General features: G+C 72.7%; 5 protein-coding genes and 1 pseudogene. All 6 read right to left on the bottom strand.

Annotated features, from left to right (window positions below; translation table 11 throughout):
* A pseudogene (locus tag ABD327_RS12065) lies at positions 1 to 762 on the bottom strand (DNA-binding protein); the annotation flags it as partial.
* Between the two features lie 300 nt (positions 763 to 1,062).
* Positions 1,063 to 5,664 carry a DNA-binding protein gene (locus tag ABD327_RS12070; protein ID WP_344450404.1) on the bottom strand — a complete coding sequence of 1,534 codons (4,602 nt, stop codon included), beginning with the start codon at positions 5,662 to 5,664 and terminating at the stop codon, positions 1,063 to 1,065.
* Between the two features lie 275 nt (positions 5,665 to 5,939).
* Positions 5,940 to 10,814 carry a DNA-binding protein gene (locus ABD327_RS12075; protein ID WP_344450405.1) on the bottom strand — a complete coding sequence of 1,625 codons (4,875 nt, stop codon included), beginning with the start codon at positions 10,812 to 10,814 and terminating at the stop codon, positions 5,940 to 5,942.
* The gene (locus tag ABD327_RS12080) at positions 10,811 to 11,677 is read right to left on the bottom strand and encodes a DUF4132 domain-containing protein (protein WP_344450406.1); all 867 of its coding nucleotides are present in this window, start codon (positions 11,675 to 11,677) and stop codon (positions 10,811 to 10,813) included. Before ABD327_RS12080 ends, ABD327_RS12075 begins: the two co-directional genes overlap by 4 nt.
* Before the next feature lie 298 nt (positions 11,678 to 11,975).
* Positions 11,976 to 16,835, bottom strand: a complete 4,860-nt coding sequence (locus ABD327_RS12085; RefSeq protein WP_344450407.1) for a DNA-binding protein — start codon at positions 16,833 to 16,835, stop codon at positions 11,976 to 11,978.
* On the bottom strand, positions 16,828 to 17,099 hold a 272-nt coding region (locus tag ABD327_RS12090; protein ID WP_344450408.1), incomplete at its 5' end, for a hypothetical protein. The genes ABD327_RS12090 and ABD327_RS12085, both read right to left, overlap by 8 nt.

Below are 17,099 nucleotides of genomic sequence, written 5' to 3' on the forward strand. Positions count from 1 at the left end.
TTGCACGTCCTCGCCCGCCGCCTTGGCCAGGCGCCGCAGCTCCGCGGCCGTCTGCGCCGACGGCGGCAGCCCGCATTCGACGCGCCGGACGCACAACCGGGTGAAGCGGCGCAGCGCGTCTTCCGGCGGCACGCGGGAGGGAAGGTCCTTGGCGTATTCGGAGAGAGCCTTCGCGGGCAGCGCCCCGGCGAGCGCGAACTCCAGGAAGACCTCGTCGAGCCTGTCCTCGTCGACGGTCAGCCCGTGCTCGGCTTCGGACTTGCGGGCGTGGTTGAACATCTGCGCGGCGTAGGCGGGGTTGTCGGCCGAGAGGAACTCCCGGGCCGCCCGCTCGTAGTAGGTCGGCAGGAGGTGCGGGACCGCCGCGGCCAGCCGTCCGGCGAGTGCGTGGAAGGCGTCCAGCGCGGCCTTCGGTCTGGCCTTCGCGCGCCGGGCGATGCGCTCCAGTTCGGGCATGACGGCCAGGGCGTGGTGGCCGTCCTCGGGACGGTGCGCCAGCACCCATTCCGGGAAGCCCAGCGAGGCCCTCCGTCCGAGGCCGACGGCCTCGGGCTCCCCGTGCGGCTCGAGCCCGAGGAATCCCGTGACCTGGTCCTCGGCCGCGCCCAGTTCCGCGCTCACCAGCCGCACCACCACGCGGCCGTCCTCCAGCGCGGGGTGGCGGTAGGCCCGGGCGGTCAGCGGGACGGCCAGGTCCCCCGCGTCTCCGGTGCCGGGCGGGAGCACGGCACCGGCCGCCAGCAGTTCGGAAGCGTCACTCATGTGCCCTCTCCCCTTTCCACGATCCGTTCCGCATACGATGCCGCGACCATCCGCATCCCCTCCGACCAGGCCATGGGGCCGCCTCCGGGGCGTCCGCCGTCCGGAATCCAGGCGCTCGAAAGCGCCGTGATCCCGGGGATACCGAAGAAGGCGGGATTGCGATTCGCTCTCACCGCGGCAGTGATCACGAATCTAGCGGGAGCCACCGACAAATCAGCCGAAATACCGAAATCACGCTTCTTCTCGGCCGGGGACGAGCGCAGCGGCCGCCCCGAGACGGGACGACCGCTGCTCTCCAGGTCAGCGGCGCCGGCCCCGACGGACCTCGAGGTCGGTGAAACGCGGCTCGTCCCCGTCGAGAATCCGCTGCCAGGCCCTGCGGTACAGGTCCGCGACCGGCTCGAGCGGGACGATGACGTCGGGCCGTTCCGCGTCTCCGGCCATGCCGTACAACGGGAGTTTCCACTCCTCTAGCGGCAGGTGGGGGACTCGGAGGTCGGTCCAGCCGCCCGGCAGGAACAGCGAGCGTCCGGCACGGGCACGGCGGGCCTCGACCACCAGGTCGGTCGCGGCGAGTTCGGCACGGGCCGCCTTGAGCCGTGCCGGTTTCCAACCGGCCCACCGCGCGGTGTTCCCGTCGGTGGGGTCGGGCATCACCAGCAGCATCAGGTAGACGGCCGCGGCGTCCGCGCCGAGCCCGTACCGCTCCGACACCTCGGCGACGAAACCCGGCACCGAACGGGACGGATCCTGCGGCCACCACGTGCCGTCCGCGCCCCGCTCCCCCGCGACGGGGTCGCCCGGATCGGCGAGCAGCGCGGCGAAGCGGGCGTCCATGGCGGTCCGCAAGGCCCGCTCGATGGGCGGGAGCCCGGTGGAATGGCTGCGCAGGACGGCCAGATAGGGGTCGGAGCCGGCCTCGTCCAGCAGTGCCGTCCGGATGCCCGGCTGAACGGCTCCGTTGCCGCCGGGCATCACGACCGCGCCGTACCGCTCGAAACCCTCGCCGGTCTCTGTGGGGGCGCCCGCCGCCCTGCCGAATCTCTCAAGGTCGACGAGTTCGCGGAGGGGGAGCATCAGGCCGGGGTGGGCGAGCCGGTCGCGGACCGCCGCGAGGCCCGCGGGGAGCCGTTCGCGCAGCGGGTCTCCGGCCGGGAGCCGGTGGGCCAGCCAGGACGCCATCGCGACGGCGCCCGAAAGCGTGTCCGTGGTGAAACAGATGTCCCGCCCGGTACCGGGAGCGATTCTGCGACGCAACATGATCCACGTGAAGTCCTGGCTCAACGCCGGATCGGTGGCCGGGTCGAGCAGGGCTCTCAGCGCATGGACGGCGTCCCAGCCGGTGCGCACCGCCTTGGTCGCCTCGAGGAGGAACGCCTCGGAGACCGCCGTCTTCCGGCCGACCTCGGCGTTCCACACCTCGGCTGCCGCGGCGACGTCGGGGCCGTCCGTCCACAGCCTGGCGGGGTCGGCGGGCAGCAGCGCGCCGAGCACCGCTCGCAGGATCCGGGGGTCCAGCTTGAAGAGCCGGTCTCCGGCCCATTCGGCGGTGGCGGCCTTCACCCCGAGCGCGGCCTGCAACTCGGGCTGCGGGAAGCCGGGATGCCAGCGGTCGATCACCGGAAGGCCGGCGAGCAGCAGTCCGGCCGTGGTCGGGGTGGCTCCGGTGAGCCGGGAGAACTCCTCGGCGGCTCCGGGAAACCACGGTGCCGGGCCGCGGGCGGCTGCTTCGGCTTCGGCCCGGCGCCACCGGGCGGGCTGCTCCCCGTCCGCGGCCGGACCCGCCTCACCGAGCACCGTCAGCAGGGCCCGCAGCACCTCCCGGTCCTTCGGGTCGCCGAACGGCGACACCGCCCGGTAGGCGACGGCCGCGTACCCGTCGAGCAGGTCGTCCAAGGGCAGATCCGACTCGGGCAGCGGTGTGCCGTCCAGGTCGAGGAGCGGTCGTCCGGCCGGGTCGGAGGACTTGTCGGTCGTGGCCCGGGCCATGGCCCGGAGTCTGGTGAAGAGGGCGGGGCTCCTGTCGCCGGCAACGAAGTGCCTCCTGAGGATCAGTCCGTCGAGCGCCTTCTTGAGCAGTTCGTCGGACGGGTCATCGGGCTTCTTCCGGGCGGACTCCTCCGCGAGGGCCTGCTCCAGCCGTTCCGCCGTCGCGTCGAGTGACCTCTGCTGGGTCGCGGCGTACCGTACGACCCCGGCCACTCCGGCGATCAGCGCCTCGTGGGTGAGGTCCGGCAGCAGCCTGCGCACGGCCTGGGACAGGTCCTCGTCGTCCATGGCCGCCTTGAGCAGGGCCGAGACGGTCTCCGTTGTGATCCCGCGCAGCGCCGCCGAGCCGCGGGGGTCGCGAGGACTCAGACAGTGCCAGTACCGCAACGGAGGCAGGAGAACGGTCCCCTCCGCGAACGCTCCTGGGGCCCTGCTCACCGCCGCAGAGGACGTGACGACCCCGTCCGGATCGATCAGTTCGAGCCGACCCCTGCTCACCACCGCCCGAGGGCGGTCGTCACCGGGCAGGAACAACGCACTGAACGGCGGGCCGCCCTTCGGCGCCGTGACGGTGTTCCCGGCGAGGTCCTCACATCGGTAGGAACGGTCGGGCAGCTGCACGACCCGCCAGCCGAGCAGCCCGTCCACGGGGGTGCCGACCGGAGTGGCCGCGGTGCCGGGGGCGGGCAGCAGCCAGCCGGTGGAGAAGCGGCCATCGGGCAGATCGCGGGCGGCGTCGGCGAAGAAGCCCGGCATGCCCTCACGGCCGGGTTCTCCGCTCACCGGGTCGTACTCCTGCCAGCACAGCCCTCTTCCTTCTTTTACCGCCCACACCCAGTAAGACGTCCCATCGGTGATGATCTGCCGCCTTTCGGGCAGCACCGTGTCCCCCCGGCGCAGCACCCCGGCACCGATGGCACGGCCGCCGCCCCGCATCGGCAGGCCGACCTTGTCGATCCCGCTGGTCCAGGACATGTCCCTCGCCGGGGAGCAATCGCCTTCCATGGGCTGGTGCCGGTCGGGATCGGCGTGCCAGTAACCGATGAAGGCGCCGCCGGCCTGCCAGGACTCCCAGTGAACGAGCAGTTCACCGTCCACGTAGTGGAAGCCCGGATGGCTGCGGAGATCGCGGTCGGGGATGCGCAGATCGTGGGTGAGCACGGCGCCCTCGGCGCCGATCACCCTGGCCTGGGTCCGGTCGGCGACGATCAGGTGCGGCCAGGCGTCGGCGACGAGCACCTTGTCGGCCTTCTCGGGCGGGGAGAGAGCGGCGACCGCCTCCTCCCAGGCCGGCCAGCCCAGTTCGTCGAAGAGCCCGGCCCGCAGGGTCCGCCGGAGGGACGGCGTCAAGCCCGCGGCGGCCATCGCCCGCGCCGCGTCCCCGGCCAGCGCCAGCACCTCGCTCGGCAGCCAGCCGAGCCGCTTCAGCACGCCGGGCATGGCCGGCAGTCCCGTGGCGGTCGTCCGGCGGGCGACCTCGGCCACCCAGTCGGCGAGCAGCGGACGCCCACCCGGTGTGTCGAGCAGGGTGCGCAGGGCTTGCCTGCCCACCTCGTCCTCGCGCAGGTGGTCGGCGTGCCGGTGGAAGTCCTCACGAAAACGCGGATCGGCCGCCAGGGCCAGCAGGTCGCGGCGGCCCTCCGTCCGGGCCCAGTCGTCCAGATCCCGCCGGGTGAACTCACCGGGATCGTCCACCGGGATGTCCAGGGCGAGCATCAGATCCAGCAGGTCCAGCAGGTGAGGGGTCTTGAAGCTCTCGCCGCTCGCGGTGAGCTCGGCCCTCAACCGGTCCCCCATGCGCTCGACCAGCGGAAGCAGCGCGAGCGGACGGGGCCTGTACCATTTCGTGCTCCAGAGATCCAGGAAGCGGTTCAACCAGCCCACGCTGCCGTCCTCCGGCCGTGCCTCCTCGGGCGCGCCGTCGGGATCGCAGAGCACGGTGAAGGCTCCGGCCGCCTCCAGGATCTCCAGCCACAGGTCCGGTATGCCCTGGTCTTCGGGCACCGGCATCATGTTCAGCAGAATCCCGAGCACCTCCGGCCGCCGCCCGGCCAGGGAGGCCAGGGCCGAACGGTGTGCCTTCCACCAGCCCATGGCCGCCCGTTTCGTCGCCGGAAGGGCGAACAGCTCGGTGAGATAGGCGTGTTCGACGGATTGCACGTCCTCGCCCGCCGCCTTGGCCAGGCGCCGCAGCTCCGCGGCCGTCTGCGCCGACGGCGGCAGCCCGTTCGCGGTACGCCGCACGCACAACCGCGTGAAACGGCGCAGCGCCTCCTCGGCGGGCACCCGGACGGCCAGCCCCTTCGCGTATCCGGAGATGGCCTTCACCGGCAACGCCCCGGCGAGCGTGAACTCCAGGAATACGGCGTCGAGCCGCTCCTCGTCGACCGGCAGAGCGTGCTCGGCCTCGGCGTCGCGGGCGCGGTTGAACATCTGCGCGGCGTAGACGGCGTTCCCGGCTTCGAGGAAGGTGCGGGCGGCCCGCTCGTAGAAGGTCGGCAGCAGGTGCGGGACCGAGGACGCCAGACGTCCGGCCAGCTCGTTGAAGGCGTCCAGCGCGGCCTTCGGCTTGACCTTCACCCGTTCGGCGATGCGCTCCAGCTCGGGCACGATGGCCAGGGCGTGGTGGCCGTCCTCGGGGCGGTGCACCAGGACCCATTCGGGGAAGCCCAGCGCGGCGCGCTGTCCGAGGCCGACCACCTCGGGCTCACCGAGGCGCTCCAAGCCCAGGAAACCGGCGGCCTGGTCCTCTCCCGCACCCAGCTCGACGGGCGCCAGGCGCACCACCGCCCGGTCGTCCAGGGCCGGGTGCCGGTACGTCCGGGCGGCCAGCGGGACCGCCTGTTCCCCTGCGCCTTCAGTGCCGAGCGGGAGCACTGCGCCCGCCGCCAGTAGTTCGGAAGCGTCGCTCACGCGTGCTCCCCCTCTCTTCTCCACGGCCCGGCCCGCACACCACGTGCTCAGAAGCGTCGCGGGAGGGAAGGCACCGAAAACGCGGGAGGGCCCGATCGGCCCTCACCGCAAAGATGATCATGAAACTAACGGGAGCCTCCGATGAATCAGGCGAAAGCTCGAAATCAATCTCCCTTGCCTCTGCGGGAGGGGCACGTATCCCACAGGCTCTCCTCCGCGGCGCCCACCGGTGATCGGTGGGCGCCGCGGAGGAGAGCCATCACCGCTTTCGCGGGTCAGCGGCGCCGGCCCCGGCGGACCTCCAGGGCCGCGAAGCGGGGGACGTCGGCCTCGGTGATGCGCTGCCAGGCCCTGCGGTACAGGTCCGTGACGGGCTCCAAGGGGGCGACGACGCCCAGCGGGGGACGTGCCTGCCCGGACGCCAGGTCGTAGAGCGGGAGCTTCCACTCCTCCAGCGGCAGGCAGGGCGTCTTCAGGTCGCTCCAGCCGCCCGGCAGGAACAGGGAGCGGCCCGCACGCGAGCGGCGGGCCTCGACGACGAGGTCCGTGGCGGCCAGTTCGGCCCGGGCCGCCTTGATGCGGGCCGGCTTCCAGCCCGTCCACCTCGCGGTGTTCTTGTCGGTCGGGTCCGGCATCGCCAACAGCATCAGGTACACGGCCGCCGCGTCCGGGCTCAGGCCGTACCGCTCCGATACCTCGGAGACGAGGTCCGGCACGGAACGGGACGGGTCCTGCGGCCACCATGTGCCGTCGGCGTTCCGCTCCCCCGCGACCGGATCTCCCGGGTCCGCCAGGAGCTCCGCGAAACGGGCGGCCAGGGCGGTTCCCCAGGGGAGTTCCAGGGCCGCGAGTTCGGGGACGTCGGCGCGGAGCACGGCCAGGTAGGGGTCGGAGCCGTCCTCGCCCAGCAGGGCCGTCCGGATCGCGGGGTAGGGCAGGTTGTCATGGGTGGCCATGACGACCGCGCCGTACTGCTCGTAGCCCTCCCCCGTCTCGGTGGGAGCCCCCGCCATCTTGCGGAACTTGGCAAGGTCCACATACCGGTGGGCGACGAGCATCAGGTCGGGGTTGGCGAGCCGGGCGCGCACGGCCGCGAGCGCGGCGGGGAGGCGGCCGCGCAGCGGATCCCCCGCGGGCAGGCGGTGGGCGAGCCAGGCGGACAGCGCGACGGCGGTGAGAAGCGTCGTCACATCGAAGCCGCGGACGTCCGACTGCTCGGGGACCGCCTTGTCCCCGCGCACCACCCACTTGGCGTCCCGGCTCAGCCGCGTCTCGGAGGCCGGGTCGAGCAGGGCGGGCAGCGCCTCGGCGGCGTCCCATCCGGTGCGCACCGCCTTGACGGCCTCCGACAGCAGCGCCTCCGGCACCGCGACGCGCCTGCCGAACTCGGCGTTCCACACCTCGGCGGCCGCCGCCACGTCGGGGCCGTCGGTCCACAGGCGGGCAGGCTCTTCGGGCAGCAGCGCGCCGAGCAGATCCCGCCGGAACCGGGTCTTCAGCCTGCGGAGCCGGTCCTTGGCGAAGGCGGCGTCGGCGACCTTGACGTCGAGCAGCGCCCGCACCTCGGGCTCCAGGAAGTTGCGCTCCCACCTGTCGATCGACGGCAGGCCCGCGACCACCAGTTTGGCCAGGGTCGGGGTGGCGCCGGTGAGCCGGGCGAACTCCTCGGCGGCCTCGGGGAACCACGGCGCGGGACCGCGTTCGGCGAACTCGGCCAGGAACACGTCCTGCGGAACGGCGGACTCCGCGATGGCGACCGGGCCGGACGAACGCGCCGTGTAGGGCCGGGGAACCTCGAACAGGCCCGCCGGGTCGTGGAACAGCGTGGTGAACTTCCCGCCGTCGTCCGACCGGGAGCTTTCCAGGACGGCCAGGAAAGCGCCGCCTCCCAGCGGAAGCAGCCCCGTCCAGTGGCCGTCCCGCCATGAGCCGTCGGGGTTGCTGAGCAGCCCCTTGTCCAGTTCCAGCTCGAACAGGCGCCAGCGGACGGGCTGCCGCCCGTTCGTGACCAGGCCCAGCTCGCCGAACGCCGTCAGCAGCTCCCGCAGCGCCTCCCGCTGCTCGGGACCGTTGTACGGCGTCACCGCCCGGTAGAGCGCGTGCGTGTGGCCGTCGAGCAGGGCGCGGAGGTTCACGCCGGACGCCGGGAACCCGATCCCGTCCAGATGGAGGAGGGGCAGCTCCTCCTGGTCGGCGGCGTCGTCCGCCATGGCCCGCGCCATGACCTGCAACTTGCCGAAAACGCCTGGAGTCCTGTCGCGGGAGTCCCCGTTCGGGTTGTAGCCCAGGCTCTCCAGCCCCTTCTTGATCAGTTCGTCGGCGGGGCCGGCCGGCTCCTTCTCGGAAACGGCGTCCGGATCGAGTGCCGCTTCGAGGCGTTCCGCGGCACTGTCCAGCAGCTTCTGCTGTGCGGCGGTGTACTTCGCGACTCCCGCCACGCCGGCGATCAGCCCCTCGTGCGTGATCTCCGGCAGCAGGGCCCCGATCGCCTCGGCCGGGTCGTCGTCGCCCGCGGTCACGGCCGCCTTGATCAGGGACAGGACGGTCTCGTCGTCGATACGGCGCAGCGCCTCCGAACCGCGGAGGTCGCGCGGCCTCAGCCAGTGCCAGTACCGGGCGGGGGGCAGGAGCCTGGTGCCCTCCGCGAACGCCCCCGGGACGGCGTCCGTCTTCACGAAGGCGGTGACGACGCCGTCCTGGTCGATCAGCTCGGCCTGGTAGGAGCGGGCCAGCACGGCCCGGATCCGGTCGTCGCCGGGCATCAGCAGGCCGCTGGACGGGGCGACGCCCCGCCGTGTCGTGACGCCGTTCCCGGCAAGGTCCTCCGAGCGCAGGGAGCCGTCGGACAGCTTCACGACCCGCCAGCCGAGCAGGCCGTCCACGGCGTGGCCCACGGGGGTGGCGCCCTCCGCGGGAGCGGGCAGCATCCAGCCGGAGACGAAGTCGGAGCCCTGCGCCTCCCGGACGCCGTCGGCGAAGAAGCCCGGCATGCTCTCGCGGCCGCACTCACCGCTCACCGGGTCGTACTCGTGCCAGCCGGTACCGGTGGCTTCCTCATTGCTTTTCCACACCCAGTACGACGTCCCGTCGGTGACGACCGAACGATGTTGGGGCAGCACGGTGTCTCCGCGGTGCACCACCCCGGCGCCGGTGGTGCGGCCGCCGCCGGGCAACGGCAGGGCGACATTCATGTCGTTCGTGTACCAGTACATGCTCTTCGCCGCGGGCAGGTGGCCCTCCATGGGCCGCGGCTGACCGGCTTCGGTGTGCCAGTAGCCGACGGTCTTCCCGCCATACTGCGAGGAATGCCAATGGACGAGCAGCTCTCCGTCCACGTAGCGGAAGCCGACGGAATTACGGTTGTCTCCGGCGGGGATTCGCAGGTCGTGGACGAGCACCGCGCCCTCGGGGCCGATCACCCGGGCCTGGGTGGGACCGGCGACGATGAGGTACGGCCAGGCGTCGGCGACGAGTATCTCGGTGGCCTTCTCGGCCGGGACGAGCTCGGCGACGGCCTCGTCCCAGGCGGGCCAGTGCAGCTCGTCGAAGAGACCGGCCCGCAGGGTCCTGGTCAGAACCGGCGCCAGGCTCAGGGTGACCGCCGCGCGGACGGCCTCCTCGTTCAGCACCAGCACCTCGCCGGGCAACCAGCCGAGCCTGCGCATCGCGTCGGGCAGGCCCGGCAGCCCCGTGTCCGTCGACCGGCGGGCGACCGCGCCGACCCAGTCCACCAGCAGGGGCCGCCCGCCCGGCGACTCGATCAGGGCCCGCAGCGCGTGCCGGCCGTCGTCGCTGTCGGAGAGGGAGTCGGCGCCCCAATGGAAGGCCCGGCGGAACCGCCCGTCGGCCTCCACGGCTCGCAGGTCGCGCCGACCCTCGCTCTTGGCCCACACCTCCAGGTTCAGCCGGTGGGAATCGCCGGGGTCGGCCACCGGGACGTCCAGGGCGAGCAGCAGGTCCAGCAGGTCGACGTGCCCGGGAATCTCGAAACCCTCGCCTTTCGCGGTGAGCTCGGTCCGCAACCGGTCCGCCATGCGCTCCACCAGCGGGAACAGCGCGGGTGGGAGGTCCCGGTGCCATCCCGCCCTGCTGAAGCGCAGGAAGCGCTGCAGCCAGCCCGCGCTGCCGTCCCCCGGCCGCGCCTCCTCGGGCGCCTCGTCGGGCGCGCAGAGCTCCCCGGAGGCTCCGGACTCCTCGAGGATCTCCAGCCACAGGGCCGGGAAGCCGCGGTCGTCGGAGGTCGGCATCATGTTCAGCAGCGTTCCGCGCACCTCCGGCCGCTGTCCGGCCAGGGCGATCAGGGCAGGACGGTGCGACTTCCACCAGCCCGCGGCGGCGCGTGTGGTCGCCGGGAGGGCGAGCAGTTCGGTGAGGTAGGCGTGCTCGACGGCTTCCGCGCTCTCACCCGCGGCCTTGGCCATACGGCGCAGCTCCGTGGCCATCTGGGCCGACGGCGGCAGCCCGCTCGCGGTACGCCGCACGCACAGCCGCGTGAAACGGCGCAGTGCCTCCTCCGCGGAGACCCGGGCGGCCAGCTCCTTGGCGTATCCGGAGAGGGCCTTCACCGGCAGTGCCCCGGCGAGGGCGAACTCCAGGAAGACGGCGTCGTGCCGCTCGTCGTCGATCGGCAGCCCGTGCTCGGCCTCGGCCTTGCGGGCGTGGGTGAACATCTGCGTCGCGTAGACGACGTTCTCGATGCCGAGGAAGGTGCGGGCGGCCCGCTCGTAGTAGGTCGGCAGGAGGTGCGGCACCGACGAGGCGAGCCGTCCGGCGAGCGCGTGGAAGGCGTCCAGCGCGGCCTTCGGCTTGCTCTTCGCGCGCTGGTCGATCTTCTTCATCTCGGGTATGACGGCCAGGGCGTGGTGGCCGTCCTCGGGGTGGTGGACCAGGACCCATTCGGGGAAGCCCAGCATGGTGCGCCGGCCGAAGCCGATCTCCGCGGGTTCGCCGACCCGCTCCAGACCGAGGAAACCGGAGGCCTGGTCCTCGCCCAGCCCGAGATCGGCGGCCGTCAGCCGCACCACCACGCGGTCGTCCAGGGCCGGGTGCCGGTAGGTGCGGGCGGTGAGCAGGACCGCCGACTCCCCCGCGTCCCGGGTGCCGAGCGGAAGGACGGCGCCGGCCGCCAGCAGTTCGGAAGCGTCGCTCATTTGCCTTCGGTCCTCTCCACGATCCGGCCGGCGTACAGCGCCGCGCCCATCCGCATGCCCTCCGACCAGGCCACGGGGCTGACCTCCCGCAGCGTCAGAGCCTTGCCGTCCTTGTCGTTCCAGCTCAGGGAGCCGGTCTCGCCGTCGCCGTCCCAGTACGGCTCGCCGATCCACAGGGAGGCCTCGGCCCTCATGCCGCCGTCGCGCACCCCGCAGATGGCGTAGGCGCCGGACACGCGGTAGCCGTGGGACTCGGCACGGGCCGTCAGCGCGAACCGCGAGGCGAACCTCGCGCCGGAGAACTCGTTCACGGAGGTGGCCTTCGGGGCCAGTTCCTCCTCGGCCGGCTTGGTCCAGGTGGCGCGGTAGATCTGCTCGACCTTCTGGGTCACCCCGAGTTCGGCGGCGAACTCGCGCAGGTCGTCCAGGTCGGGAAGGAGGACGGGGTGCGGCAGCCTCACGGTCTCGGCGGACATCCGCACCGTCTCACCGTCCAGGTTCACCACCCGCAGCTCCCCGGACTCGGACACGTCCCGCAGGAAGCCCGCCTCATCAGGGTCGTCGCCGACGACGACGAGGTCGCGCAGCGCGACCTGCCAGGCCTCGTCGGGCCACACCCGGCCGAGCAGCCCGGTGGGCACCGGCAGCGACGAGACCATCCAGGCGTCGACCTGCGCGACGCACGCGGCGGCGTGCTGGTCGAGCCATTCGGCGAACCGCCGCAGCCGCTCCACCTCGGAGTGGTCCCGCAGCGCCTTCGGCAGCGTCTTCAGCTGCTTTCCGGCTCCACGGGTGGACCGTGCCGCCACCTTGCCGTCCACCAGGGCGATCTCATAGCCCTCACCTGCAGCCAACCAGCCCACGGGGCTTCACCTCCAGATACACGAGACCCCGGAGCGCCTGCCCGAAGGCGGCGCGGTTCCGGGGACACCGGGGAACGCAGGAGACCGTCTCGTCCTCACTGCGGCGAATGATCACGAACCTAGCGGGACTCACTGACAAATCAGCCGAAAAAACCGAAATCAGCCCTCGGACCAGCGTCGGGATCGGAAGAAAAAGCCGGAAAGACTGTTCGATCGCCGTCCGAGGCGGAGCCGGACGGCGATCGAACGGATGCGCGGCGGCTCCCGACGAACGCCGAGAAATGCCGTTGTCCCCGGGTCAGCGCCGGCGGCGGATCTCCAGGTCCGCGAAGCGCGGCACGTCGCCTTCGGTGATCCGGCGCCATGCCCTGCGGTACAGGTCCGCGACGGGCTCCGCCGGGACGAGGACGCCGAGGACCGCCTCGTGACCGTTTCCTTCGAGCAGGTCGTAGAGCGGGAGCTTCCACTCCTCCTGCGGAGGATGGGGAGCGCGCAGCGTGTTCCAACCGCACGGGAGGAACAGGGAACGGCTCGCACGCGGGCGGGCGGCCTCGAGCACGAGGTCGGTGGCCGCCAGCTCGGCACGGGCCGCCTTGATCCTGGCCGGCCTCCAGCCCGTCCAACGGGCCGTGTCGCGATCGGTGGGATCGGGCATCGCCAGCAGCATCAGGTACACGGCCGCCGCGTCCGGGCTCAGCCCGTACCGCTCCGCCGCCTCGGCGACGAGTCCCGGCACCGACCGCGTCGGGTCCTGCGGCCACCACGTGCCGTCCGCGCCCCGCTCCCCCGCCGCCGGATCGCCCGGGTCGGCGAGCAGCGAGACGAACCGCTCATCCCGCACCAGACGCAAGGACAGCTCGACGGGCAGGAGATCGCCGGAGTCGTCGCGCAGCGCGGGCAGGTGCGGGTCGCCGCCGTTCTCGTCCAGCAGCGCCGGCCGGATACCGGGGCAGGGATGGCCGTGGACCGTGGCCATGACGACCGCACCGTACCGCTCGAAACCCTCCCCCACCTCGGTGGCGGTGCCCGTCGCCCTGCGGAATTCCGAAAGGTCGACGCACCGGTCGAGGCCGAGCATCAGGTCGGGGTTGGCGAGCCGGTCACGGACGGCCGTGAGCGCCGCGGGGAGGCGACCGCGCAGCGGGTCCCCGGCGGGGAGCCGGTGGGCGAGCCAGGCCGCCATCGCGACGGCGCCGACGAGCGTGACCCCGGTGAAACCGACGGCTCCCTCCTCCTCGGGCCGGACCCGGTTTCCTCGCACGACCCACCTCAGGTCGCGGCACAGCAGGGGTTCGGACGCCGGATCGAGCAGTGCGGGCAGGGAGGCCGCGGAGTTCCAGCCGGTCCGCACCGCCTTGGCCGCCTCGACCGCGAGCGACTCGGGCACCGCCACCCGCTCACCGACTTCCCGGTTCCACACGCGGGCCGCCTCGGCCACGTCGGGGCCGTCCGTCCACAGCCGGGACGGCCGCGAAGGCACGAGCGCGCCGACGAGGGCGTCCTTGAACGCGTCGTCCATCGCGCGCAGCTCGTCCCCGGCGACGGCCGCCTCGGCGACCTTCACCTTCAGGGCGGCCCGCGCCTCGGCGGGCAGGAAGTTCCGCTGCTCGCTGCCGATCCCCGGCAGGCCGGCGACGACCAGCTTGGCCATGGTCCCGGTGACGCCGGTGAGGCGGGCGAACTCCTCGGCCGCCTCGGGGAACCACGGCGCGGGACCTCGTGCGGCGGCCTCGGCGAGCAGCCGGTCCGGGGAGAAGGAGTCCTCCGGCGCGGTGAGCGGCACGGACGAGACGACCTCGTAGCGGGAGGGGACCTCGAACCGGCCCGCCGGGTCGTAGAAGATCGCGGGAAGCACGACGCCCGTGGTCAGGTGGTAGTAGTCGAGGACGGCCAGGAACGCGCCGCCCTCCAGCGGGAGCAGTGCCCGCCGGTTGCCCCGCTTCCACTCCTCGGATTGGATCGCCTTCACGTCCAGACGCAGGTCGAGTCTCCGCCACCGGGCCCGCACCTCCTCTTCTCCGGCCATGCCCAGCTCGGTGAACGTCTTCAGCAGCGCGCCCAGCACCTCCCTGTCCTCGGGGAAGGCGAACACCGACACCGCGTGATAGGCCAGAGCCGCCCGCATGGAGAGCAGGCCCTCCACCGACAGGGCGGTGTAGCGCAGCTCGGTCCCCGCCGGATGGAACCCGGAGCTCGGGGCGGGAAGCCGCCCGGCCATGGCGCGGCGCATGAGCCCGAACACGGTGAAGAGCGGGTTCGTCTCCCCGGGGGAGCGCCCGCTCTGGCCGACGCCGCTGATCGCGCGGCGGATCGCGTGGTCGGACGGGCCCGGGAACCTCTCCGCCTCCGGCTTCGGGGAGAGCGCGTTCTCCAGCCTGCGCGCGATCATGTCCAGGGTCTTCTGCCGCCGGGCGGCGAACTTCGCGAAACCGCCGACCCCCGCGACCACGGACTCGTGGGTGAGGCCGGGGATCAGCGCACGGACGGCCTCGGCGAGGGTCTCGTCGGTCAGGCCGTCGGCCGACGCCGCCTCGATCAGGGCGGCGGCGGTCTCCCGGTCGATGCGGCGCAGCGCCTCGGAGCCGCGCGGGTCGCGGGGACGCATGCCGTACCAGTACGGCACCGGAGGCATGATCGAGGTGCCCGCGGCGAACGGCCCGCCCTTCCGGTCCATTCTCATCTGGGCGGTGACGACGCCGTCAGGGTCGATCACGCCGACCTCATGGGAGTCGAGGGAGAGCGCGCCGGGCCTGTCACCACCCGGCATGAACAGGATCCAGGACGGGAAGACGCCCCGCGGGGTGGTGATGGTGTTCCCGGCGAGGTCCTCGCCGCGTGAAGAGCCGTCGGGCAGGCTCACGACCCTCCAGCCGACCAGCCCGTCCACGGGGACTCCGATCGGATTGGGGCCCTCGGTGGGGGCCGGCATCAGCACTCCGCCCGCGAAGAAGCCGCCCTTGGGGACGCCGCGGACGCCCTCGGTGATGAAGGCGGGGCCGCCGCGCCGTCCGAGCTCTCCGCTCCTCGGGTCGTACTCGTACCAGTGCTCGCCCTCGTCGCCTTCCCCGGCGGCCCGTACCCAGTACGACCTCCCGTCGCCGATGAGCTTCCGGGAAGGGGGCAGGCCGGTGTCCCCGCGGTGCAGCACCCCGGCGCCGGTGGTGCGTCCGCCTTCGGGAAGCGCCAGGCTGTGGTCCGCCGAGTGGCCCAGGAACCGGGACAGGCGGACGGACCAGTTCATGTGGCCCGTCATCGGGAGCACGCGGTCGGCGGAGTCGTGCCAGTAGCCGACGACCTGGCCTTCCGGCCGTACCGACCGCCAGTAGACGAGCAGTTCTCCGTCCACGTAGTGGAAGCCCAGATCTCCATACCAGTTCCCGGCCGGTAGGCGCAGGTCGTGGACGAGGACGGTGCCCTCTGCGCCGATCACCCTGACCTGGGCGGCATTCGCGACGATCAGGTACGGCATGGCGTCGGAGACGGACAACGAGTAGTGGTCACCGCCGCCCAGCGCGGCCAGTGCCTCGTCCCAGGCGGGCCAGCCCAGCTCGGCGAAGATCCCGGCGCGCAGGGCGCGCGCGAGGATCTGGGCGAGGTCGGTCGCGGCGGTCCGGCGGACCGCGCCGCGGGCCAGCGCGAAGACGGATCCGGGCAGCCGTTCCAGCGGCTGCAGCGATCCGGGCAGCGCGGGGAGGCCCGGTGTGATCGCCTCTCGGGCGGTCTTCTCCATCCATTCGGCGAGCATCGGACCGCCTCCGGGCGAGGCGATCAGCTGCTGGAAGGTGACCACCGAGTCCTGGGTTCCGTTCAGATGGCCGAGGCGGTGGTGGAAGGAGACGCGGAATCTGGGATCGGCGGCGAGCGCCAGCAGGTCCCGCCGCGGCTCGCCCCCGGCCCAGACCTCCAGGTCCAGGGAGTGGTCGTGCGGCGGGTCGGCCACCGGCACGCCCAGGGCGAGCAGCAGGTCCAGGAGATTCGTCTGCACGGGGGCCGGGAAGCCCTCACCGAGGGCGGCGAGTTCGGTCTTCAACCGGCCCGCCATGCGCTCGACCAGCGGGTACAGGGCGGGCGCGGGGGCACTCCGCCGCCCCCGCGCCCAGAAGTCCTGGAACCGCTTCGACCAGCCCAGGGTCCCGTCCTCCGGGCGTGCTTCCTCCGGCGCGTTCTCGGGATCGCAGAGCGCGGCCGTCGCACCGGACTCCTCGAGGATCTCCAGCCACAGGGCGGGCAGCGCGCCGTCGTGGTTCTGCGGTGTCAGGTCGAGCAGCGTGCCGCGGACCTCCGGGCGCGCCTTCGCCAGGGCGACCAGGGCCGCCTTGTGAGCCTTCCACCAGCCCGTGACGGCGCGGACTGTCGCGGGAAGCGCGAGTACCTCGGCGAGATACCGCTGCTCGACGGCCCGCACGTCCTCGCCCGCGGCCTTGGCCAGCCGCTGCAGGTCGGTCGCCATCTTCACGGACGGCGCCATCCCGCCCGCGGTTCGGCGGACGCACATCGTGCTGAAGCGGCGCAGCGCCTCGTCCGCGGGCACCCGGCCGGACAGCTCGCTCGCGTAGGAGGAGAGCGTCTTGGCCCGGAGGACTCCGGCGAGCGCGAACTCCAGGAACACCTCGTCGTGCCGCTCCTCGTCGATCGGCAGGCCGTACTCGGTTTCGACTTCGCGGGCGCGGGTGAACAGCTGCGCGGCGTAGGCGAGGTTCCCCGCCGCGAGGAACTCGCGCGCGGCCCGCTCGTAGAAGGTCGGCAGCAGGTGCGGGACCGAAGACGCCAGCCGGGCGGCCAGCTCATGGAAGGCCGTCAACGCGGCCTTCGGCCTGCTCTTCGCCCGCCGGACGACGCGCTCCAGCTCCGGTACGACGGCCAGCGCGTGATGGCCGTCCTCGGGATGGTGCGCCAGGACCCACTCGGGGAATCCCAGCAAGACGCGCCGCCCGACGCCGACGACCTCCGGAACGCCCTCTGGTTCCAGGCCGAGGAAGCCGGCGGCCAGGTCCTCGACCGCGCTCGGCTCGGCGGGTGAGAGGCGCACCACCACGCGTCCGTCCAGGCCGGGGTGCCGGTACGCGCGGGCGGTCAGCGGCACGGCGTTCTCCCCCGCGTCCCCGGTGCCGGGCGGCAGCACGGCACCCGCCTCCAGCAGTCTCTCCACGTCACTCACGCGTCCGCTCCCTCTCGACCTTCCGGCCCTCCGGAACTCCTCCCAGGGGCCGCATCCCGAAGGCCTTCGCACGGCTTCCGGGGATACCGAAGAACGCGGGAATCCGATCCGCCCCCGCGATGATGATCGCGAACTTATCGAGCACCACCGACGAATCATTTGAAATGCCGAATTCGGCGCACGGCCCTCGGATTTGCGGAGCGAGGCGCTTCCGGCGCCGCCCGAACACCCGGATCGCCCTCCGGGCGCGCAGGTCAGCGGCTC

The organism is Actinocorallia aurantiaca, from assembly GCF_039533685.1.
Taxonomy (GTDB): domain Bacteria; phylum Actinomycetota; class Actinomycetes; order Streptosporangiales; family Streptosporangiaceae; genus Actinocorallia; species Actinocorallia aurantiaca.

Bases quoted from the DNA above. Each gene is read 5' to 3' on its own strand.
- ABD327_RS12075 (WP_344450405.1), bottom strand. From the start codon at position 10,814: ATGAGCGACGCTTCCGAACTGCTGGCGGCCGGCGCCGTCCTTCCGCTC.